Source organism: Mycobacterium sp. E796 (assembly GCF_001672815.1).
Lineage (GTDB): Bacteria > Actinomycetota > Actinomycetes > Mycobacteriales > Mycobacteriaceae > Mycobacterium.
This window is the reverse complement of the sequence record NZ_LZKK01000297.1, coordinates 21,597-28,537: the sequence shown is the minus strand read 5'-3', so window position 1 is coordinate 28,537 and position 6,941 is coordinate 21,597. Positions and strand designations below refer to the sequence as shown.

Annotated in this window: 7 protein-coding genes; 3 read left to right on the top strand and 4 right to left on the bottom strand. The window is 68.8% G+C overall.

Annotated features, from left to right (window positions below; all coding sequences use genetic code 11):
• From A5706_RS22845 to modA, 4 genes are all read right to left on the bottom strand, one after another.
• Positions 1 to 687, bottom strand: a 687-nt coding sequence (locus tag A5706_RS22845; protein ID WP_068135701.1) for an APA family fibronectin-binding glycoprotein, incomplete at its 3' end; no start/stop codon positions are given.
• 97 nt (positions 688 to 784) lie between these two features.
• Positions 785 to 1,882, bottom strand: coding sequence for a sulfate/molybdate ABC transporter ATP-binding protein (locus A5706_RS22840; RefSeq protein ID WP_068135694.1), 1,098 nt, complete (start codon positions 1,880 to 1,882; stop codon positions 785 to 787).
• Positions 1,879 to 2,670 carry an ABC transporter permease gene (locus tag A5706_RS22835; protein ID WP_082964559.1) on the bottom strand — a complete coding sequence of 264 codons (792 nt, stop codon included), beginning with the start codon at positions 2,668 to 2,670 and terminating at the stop codon, positions 1,879 to 1,881. The genes A5706_RS22840 and A5706_RS22835 overlap by 4 nt, the downstream gene beginning before the upstream one ends.
• 3 nt (positions 2,671 to 2,673) lie before the next feature.
• Positions 2,674 to 3,459 carry a molybdate ABC transporter substrate-binding protein gene (modA, locus tag A5706_RS22830; protein ID WP_068135688.1) on the bottom strand — a complete coding sequence of 262 codons (786 nt, stop codon included), beginning with the start codon at positions 3,457 to 3,459 and terminating at the stop codon, positions 2,674 to 2,676.
• A 213-nt stretch (positions 3,460 to 3,672) separates the two neighbouring features.
• Here modA and A5706_RS22825 point away from each other — a divergent pair, with 213 nt between their 5' ends.
• From A5706_RS22825 to A5706_RS22815, 3 genes are all read left to right on the top strand, one after another.
• Positions 3,673 to 4,350 carry an SDR family oxidoreductase gene (locus tag A5706_RS22825; protein WP_068135686.1) on the top strand — a complete coding sequence of 226 codons (678 nt, stop codon included), beginning with the start codon at positions 3,673 to 3,675 and terminating at the stop codon, positions 4,348 to 4,350.
• Positions 4,351 to 4,413: 63 nt separating this feature from the next.
• Complete coding sequence (locus A5706_RS22820; RefSeq protein WP_068135698.1) at positions 4,414 to 5,331, top strand: LLM class F420-dependent oxidoreductase; 918 nt, start codon at positions 4,414 to 4,416, stop codon at positions 5,329 to 5,331.
• Positions 5,332 to 5,507: 176 nt separating this feature from the next.
• Complete coding sequence (locus A5706_RS22815) at positions 5,508 to 6,893, top strand: NAD(P)/FAD-dependent oxidoreductase (RefSeq protein WP_068135682.1); 1,386 nt, start codon at positions 5,508 to 5,510, stop codon at positions 6,891 to 6,893.
• Positions 6,894 to 6,941: the final 48 nt, after the last annotated feature.

Sequence of the window (6,941 nt, the reverse complement as noted above, 5' to 3'; positions counted from 1 at the left end):
GTTTGGCTTGGACGGATCGCTGAACTTCACCTCGTAGTACGACGCGCTTCCGGTGATCCCGTTGGCGCCGGTCAGCGGGGTGGCGCTTTGGTTGATCCGGGTGCCGGGATAGGGCATGAAGAACTCACCCATGTCGGAGCCCAGCCGGACGGCGGCCTTGGCGTCGCTGGCTTCGGCACTGGCGTAAAGCTTTTGGTCCAGCCGGCCCATCACGATGCGGGTGTCGTTAGCAACCGGCGGCGCCTGCCCCGGCGCCGGCGGTTGGCCGGTGGTCTTGCTGAGCAGCTCAGAACCGTAGTCGAGGTGGGTCGCGTCGGACTCCACCCAGCCGGCGGGAAGGACGAAGCTGAAGCCACCCACCGCGTTGCCAATCCGGCCCGCGTTGGGGTCGACGGGCGGCGGCGGGGGCGCGTTCGGATCGACCGGCGGTGGCGGCGTCGCGTTGGGATCACCCGGTTGGGGCTGCGGTGAGGCAGGCGACCCGGGAGGCGGCGACGTCGTGGGCGTCGGCGACGCGGGCGCCGGGGCCGTCGTCGTGGTTGGCGGGACCGGGGTCGGGGTCTCGGGGTCGGCGTTCGAGGTCGCCGGTAACGCGATAGCGACGGCGCTGGCGCTGGTCACCGCGGCGATCGCCAGCGTCGCCCACAGCCCTTTCCGACGTGTCGAGTTCTGGTCCACCTGATCCATGGCGACGAACCTACCGCGTTACGGCTGTGACGCAAGGGTGCCGTGCGGCGGTTCTTGCGATGTTTCCGATGTGCAATCTTGCGGGCGTCGGCGCAGGTCAGTGCGGCGCCGGATACAGCGTCACCTCGTGGGCCTTGACCGAGAACCACACCCGCTCCCCGGGCCTCAGCCGCAGCTCCGCGGCGGCGTCCGCGGTGATTTCCGCGGCCAGCCCGGGGGCGCCGTCCGACTGTTCGCGGCCGCGCACCAGGACGGCGGATCCGTGGGCGTCCAGCTCCGCCACCGTCACCTCGACCGTGTTGCGGGGGCTGCCGTGCGGCCGGTCCCGGTACACGGCCACCGCCGTGGGCGGGAACACCGCGACCGCGTTGACCACCTCGGCGTCCAGCTCCTGGGCCGGGGTCGCATGCCAGTGGGCGCCGGCGCGGTCGTGCAGCGACCCGTCGGGGCCGACGGTGCCGTTGACCAGGTTGATGCCCGCGATGCGGGCGCCGAAATGACTGCGCGGCGCGGTGAGAACCTTTGCCACGGGCCCGATTTCGGCGATCTTTCCCGACTCGAGCACCAGCACCCGATCGGCCAGCGTGAACACGTCCAGCAGGTCGTGGGTGATCAGGATGACCCCGCAGCCGGATCGGGTGACGACGTCGCGCAGCGCCGCGCGGATGCCCGCGGCCGCGGCGACGTCGAGCCCGGCCAGTGGCTCGTCGAGCAGCAATACGTCGGGCTCGGCCGCCAGTGCGCGGGCGATCGCAACCCGCTGGGCCTGACCCCCGGACAGCTCTCGGGGTTTCCGGTCGGCGAAGTGCTCGGCGTCCACCTCGCGCAGCCAGCGCAGCGCCGCCGCCTTCTTGTCGGCGCGGGCGGAACGGAACCGTCTCCGACGGCTGTGTGGCCCGAACGCCACGTTGGCGGCGACGCTCAGGTGCGGGAACAGCAGCGGGTCCTGCAGCAGCAACCCGACCCGGCGATCGTGGGTTGCCAGGTGCACGCCGGCCGCGGTGTCGGTCAGCACCCGATCCCCCAGCCGCACGACGCCCTCGTCGGGCCGAATCAGCCCGGCGATGACGTGCAGGGCGGTCGACTTGCCGGCGCCGTTGGGTCCCAGGACCGCGAGCACCTCACCCGGGGACACCGAGAACTCCACATCCAGTCCGCGTTCGGCGACGACGGCGCGCAGCTGCAGCTCGCTCATGCGGGCACCCCGGTGATCCGGCGCGCGCCCAGGCCCAGCACCACCACCGCCGCCACTGCGACCAGCAGGATCGAAAGCGCCACGGCGGCGTTTTCGTCGCTCACCCGCTGCAGGTAGATCTCCAGCGGCAGGGTCCGGGTGACCCCTTGGCGGGACCCGGCGAACGTCAGCGTCGCGCCGAACTCCCCCAGCGCCCGGGCGAACGCGAGCACGGCCCCTGACGTCATCCCCGGCAGCAACAGCGGCAGCGTCACCCGCCACCAGATCGTGCTCGGTCGCGCCCCCAGCGTCGCCGCGACCACCTCGTAGTCGGCACCCGCGGTGCGCGCGGCGCCTTCCAGGGAGATCACCAGGAACGGCAGCGAGACGAACGTCTGCGCTAGCACCACCGCGGTCGTGCTGAAGGCGATGCTCATCCCGGCGGCCTCGAGGTAGCGGCCGAGCAGCCCCAGCCGGCCGAACGCATAGAGCAACGCGATGCCCCCCACCACCGGCGGCAGCACCAACGGCAGCAGGATCAGCGGCCGCAGCAGCCGGACGACGCGCGCCGTGCTGCGGGCCAGCACCAACGCCATCGGGACCCCCAGCAGCACGCACAGTGCGGTGCTGGCGCCGGCGGTCTTGAGGCTCAGCAGCAGCGCCGTCCGCGACGACGGGCTGGTGATCAGCGACCAGAAGTTCGGCCAGTCCACCTTGATCGCGATCGCGATCAGCGGTACCACCACGAACGCGGTCCCCGCGGCGGCGGGGATGTACACCCACCGCGGCAGATCCGTAGGCCGGTGCACGGCTCAGGGTTTGGCGAAGCCCGACTGGGCCAGGATGTTCTGACCGATGCCACCGGTCACCATGGCCACGAACTTTTGCGCCAACGTCGCCTGTGCCGCGTTCTTCAACACCGCGATCGGATAGACGTTGACCGCGCCCGCGGCCTCCGGAAAGTTCACGGTCGCCACCTTGTTCCCGGCGCTGTGGGCGTCGGTGACGTAGACCAGTCCGGCGTCGGCCTGCCCGGTGGTGACCTTGTTGAGGACGTCAGTCACGTTAAGTTCCTCGCTGACCGGGTTGAGGCGCACGCCGGTGCTGTCCTCGACGCGCTGGGTCGCCGATCCGCACGGCACCGGCTTCTGGCAGATCACCACGCTCAGCCCCGGCTTGGCAAGGTCCGCGAAGGATCCGACCTGATTCGGGTTGCCGGGCGCCGTCACGATGACCAGTGTGTTCGACGCGAAGTTCGTCGGGCTGCCGGCGAGCAGCCCCGCCTTGGCGACCGCGTCCATCTGTGCGGTGTCTGCCGACGCGAAGACGTCGGCCGTCGCGCCTTGAGTCAGCTGCTTGGCGAGCTCAGACGAACCCGCGAACTCGAAATCGATTGTGCTGCCAGGGTTTTGGGCCTTGAACTGGTCACTGATCTGACCGAACGCCGGCTTCAGCGAGGCCGCGGCGAAAACGACGACCTTTCCGGCGGGCGGGGCCGGCTGAGCGGGCGATGACGACGGCGTTTTCGAGCTGCACCCGACCAGACCCGCCAGCAAGATCGTCGACACCAACCCGGCCAAAATCCCGATCCGCCGCATGGGTGCACCCTAGTCCGCCGAGGATGCGGTCCGCGCGGCGGCCAAATCGACGCAAACACGTGGTGGCCGAATAGTTATCCAAAAAATCCGCGCGTCGCGGCGCCCGGAGTTTCGCGGACTAGCTACCGTCCAGTAACATCTTCTTAGATTTATGCCATAAACGCGCTGAGGTCCCAGGCAGCTTCTGGGTTCGACGTTGAACACGAGGAGGTCATGGCAGTGGAGGTTCTGGTCACCGGGGGCGACACGGACTTGGGACGCACAGTGGCCGAGGGCTTCCGCGACGACGGTCACAAGGTGACCCTCGTGGGCGCGCGCCGCGGCGACCTCGAGGTCGCCGCGAAGGAACTGGACGTCGACGCCATCGTCTGCGACACCTGCGACCCGGCCAGCCTCGCCGAGGCGCGCGGGCTGTTCCCCCATCACCTGGACACCATCGTCAACGTGCCGGCGCCGGCCTGGGACCCGGGCGACCCGCGCACCTACTCGCTGGCCGACACGGCCAAAGCATGGCGCAACGCGCTGGATGCGACCGTGCTGTCCGTGGCGCTGACCGTCCAGGCCGTCGGCGACAACCTTCGCTCCGGCGGCTCGATCATCAGCGTGGTGGCGGAGAACCCGCCCGCCGGAAGCATCGACGCCGCAATCAAGGCGACGCTGTCGAATTGGACCGCCGGACAGGCGGAAACCTTCGGCACCCGCGGGATCACCGTCAACACGGTGGCCAGCGGGCGCAGCGCGCAGGCCGGTTACGACGGGCTGTCGCGCACGCCGCCGACGGTCGCCGCCGAGGTCGCCCGACTGGCGCTGTTCCTCACCACCCCGGCGGCCCGCCACATCACCGGCCAGACGCTGCACGTCAGCCACGGCGCGCTGGCGCGTTTCGCCTGAGGCTGAATCAGATCGGCTTCACGCCCTGGTTCTGATACCGGGCCGGTGGCTACGGTGAACAACGTGGCTATCCGACTTGGTTTGCAGATTCCCAACTTTTCCTACGGCACCGGGGTGGACAAGCTCTTCCCCACCGTTGTCGCCCAGGCTCAAGAGGCCGAAGCGGCCGGATTCGACTCGGTCTTCGTCATGGACCACTTCTACCAACTGCCCATGTTGGGCGATCCCGATCAGCCGATGCTGGAGGCCTACACCGCGCTGGGCGCCCTGGCCACCGCGACCGAACGGGTGCAGCTGGGCACCCTGGTGACCGGAAACACCTACCGCAACCCGACGCTGCTCGCCAAGATCATCACGACGCTGGACGTGGTGAGCCAGGGCCGGGCGATCCTGGGCATCGGCACCGGCTGGTTCGAACTCGAACACGACCAGCTGGGCTTCGAATTCGGCACCTTCACCGACAGGTTCAACCGGCTCGAGGAGGCGCTGCAGATCATCCTGCCGATGCTCAAGGGCGAACGACCGAGCTTCTCCGGCAAGTGGTATCAGGCCAAGGAGGCGCTGGCCAATCCCCGCTTCCGCGACCACATTCCGTTGATGATCGGCGGCAGCGGCGAGAAGAAGACCATCCCGCTGGCCGCGCGCCACTTCGACCACCTCAACGTCATCGCCGGGTTCGACGAGTTGCCCGCCAAGCTCAAGGTGGTGCGGGAGCGCTGCGAGGAGATCGGCCGCGACCCCGCAACTTTGGAGACCAGCACGCTGACCACGGTGGTTGTCGACGAGAACTTCAAGGCCGACCAGATTCCCGCCGAGATGGGCCAGCGCATGGTGGTCGGCAGCGCGGAGTCGGTCGCCGAGCAACTCAAGACCAAGGTCTTCGACGCCGGGATCTCCGGGGTGATCATCAACATGCCGTTCTACACGCCGGGCGTCATCGCCGCGGCCGGCGAAGCCCTGCGTCCGATCGCGGGGCTGTAACGCAAACCGCATCGTGCACCGGGCATGACGAGTATCACGTTCACTCGACCAGGCCCGATGCGCGATGTGGTTCATTACACATGCTTACGATCTGGGTTTCGGGGTATCGCCTTCACTAGCGTGGTAGCTAACTGGAATCGCGCGTCCAGCGACCCCGATCAGGAGCCTGCCCCAACATGAGCACGCAAGCAGAAACCACTGCTGCACCCGACCGTCGTCACCAAGTCGTCATCATCGGGTCGGGATTCGGCGGGCTCAACGCGGCAAAGAAGCTCAAGCACGCCAACGTTGACATCAAACTGATCGCGCGCACCACCCACCACCTGTTCCAGCCGCTGCTGTACCAGGTGGCCACCGGCATCGTGTCCGAAGGCGACATCGCCCCGCCCACCCGGGTCGTGCTGCGCAGGCAGCGCAACGTCCAGGTGCTGCTCGGTGACGTCACGCACATCGATCTGGAGGGTCGGTTCGTCGTCTCGGACCTGCTCGGCCACACCTACGAAACCCCTTACGACACATTGATTGTCGCGGCCGGTGCCGGCCAGTCCTACTTCGGCAACGACCAGTTCGCCGAGTTCGCGCCGGGCATGAAATCGATCGACGATGCGCTGGAGGTGCGGGGCCGGATCCTGAGCGCCTTCGAGCAGGCCGAACGGTCCCGCGACCCGGAGCGGCGCGCCAAGCTGCTGACGTTCACCGTCATCGGCGCCGGCCCCACCGGCGTCGAAATGGCCGGGCAGATCGCCGAATTGGCCACCCACACCCTGAAGGGGTCCTTCCGCCACATCGACTCCACCCGCGCGCGGGTGATCCTGCTCGACGCCGCCCCGGCGGTGCTGCCGCCGTTCGGCGAAAAGCTCGGCGAGCGGGCGGCCGCGCGGCTGGAGAAGATGGGCGTGGAAATCCAGCTCGGGGCGATGGTGACCGACGTCGACCGCAACGGCATCACGGTCAAGGACTCCGACGGGACCACCAGGCGCATCGAATCCGCGTGCAAGGTGTGGTCCGCCGGGGTCCAGGCCAGCGGGCTGGGCATGGACCTGGCCGAGCAGTCCTCGGTCGAGGTCGATCGCGCCGGACGCGTCAAGGTGCTGCCCGACCTGTCCATCCCCGGGCACCCGAACGTGTTCGTGATCGGCGACATGGCCGCCGTCGAGGGCGTGCCGGGCGTGGCGCAGGGAGCCATCCAGGGCGCCAAGTACGTCGCGAGCACGCTGAAGGCGGAACTGAACGGCGCCGATCCGGCCGAGCGCGAGCCGTTCCAGTACTTCGACAAGGGCTCCATGGCCACGGTGTCGCGGTTCTCCGCGGTGGCCAAGATCGGTCCGCTGGAGTTCAGCGGCTTCATCGCCTGGCTGATGTGGCTGGTGCTGCACCTGGTGTATCTGGTCGGGTTCAAGACGAAGGTGAGCACGCTGCTGTCGTGGACGGTCACCTTCCTGAGCACGCGCCGCGGCCAGCTCACCATCACCGAGCAGCAGGCGTTCGCCCGCACCCGCATCGAGCAGCTCGCGGTGGCGGCGGCCGAGGCCAAACGCCCGGCGCCCAGGCGGGCCAGCTGACCTCCAGCCGGTCGGATCGAGGGGTGCCGACGGGCCCGGATAGGGCCC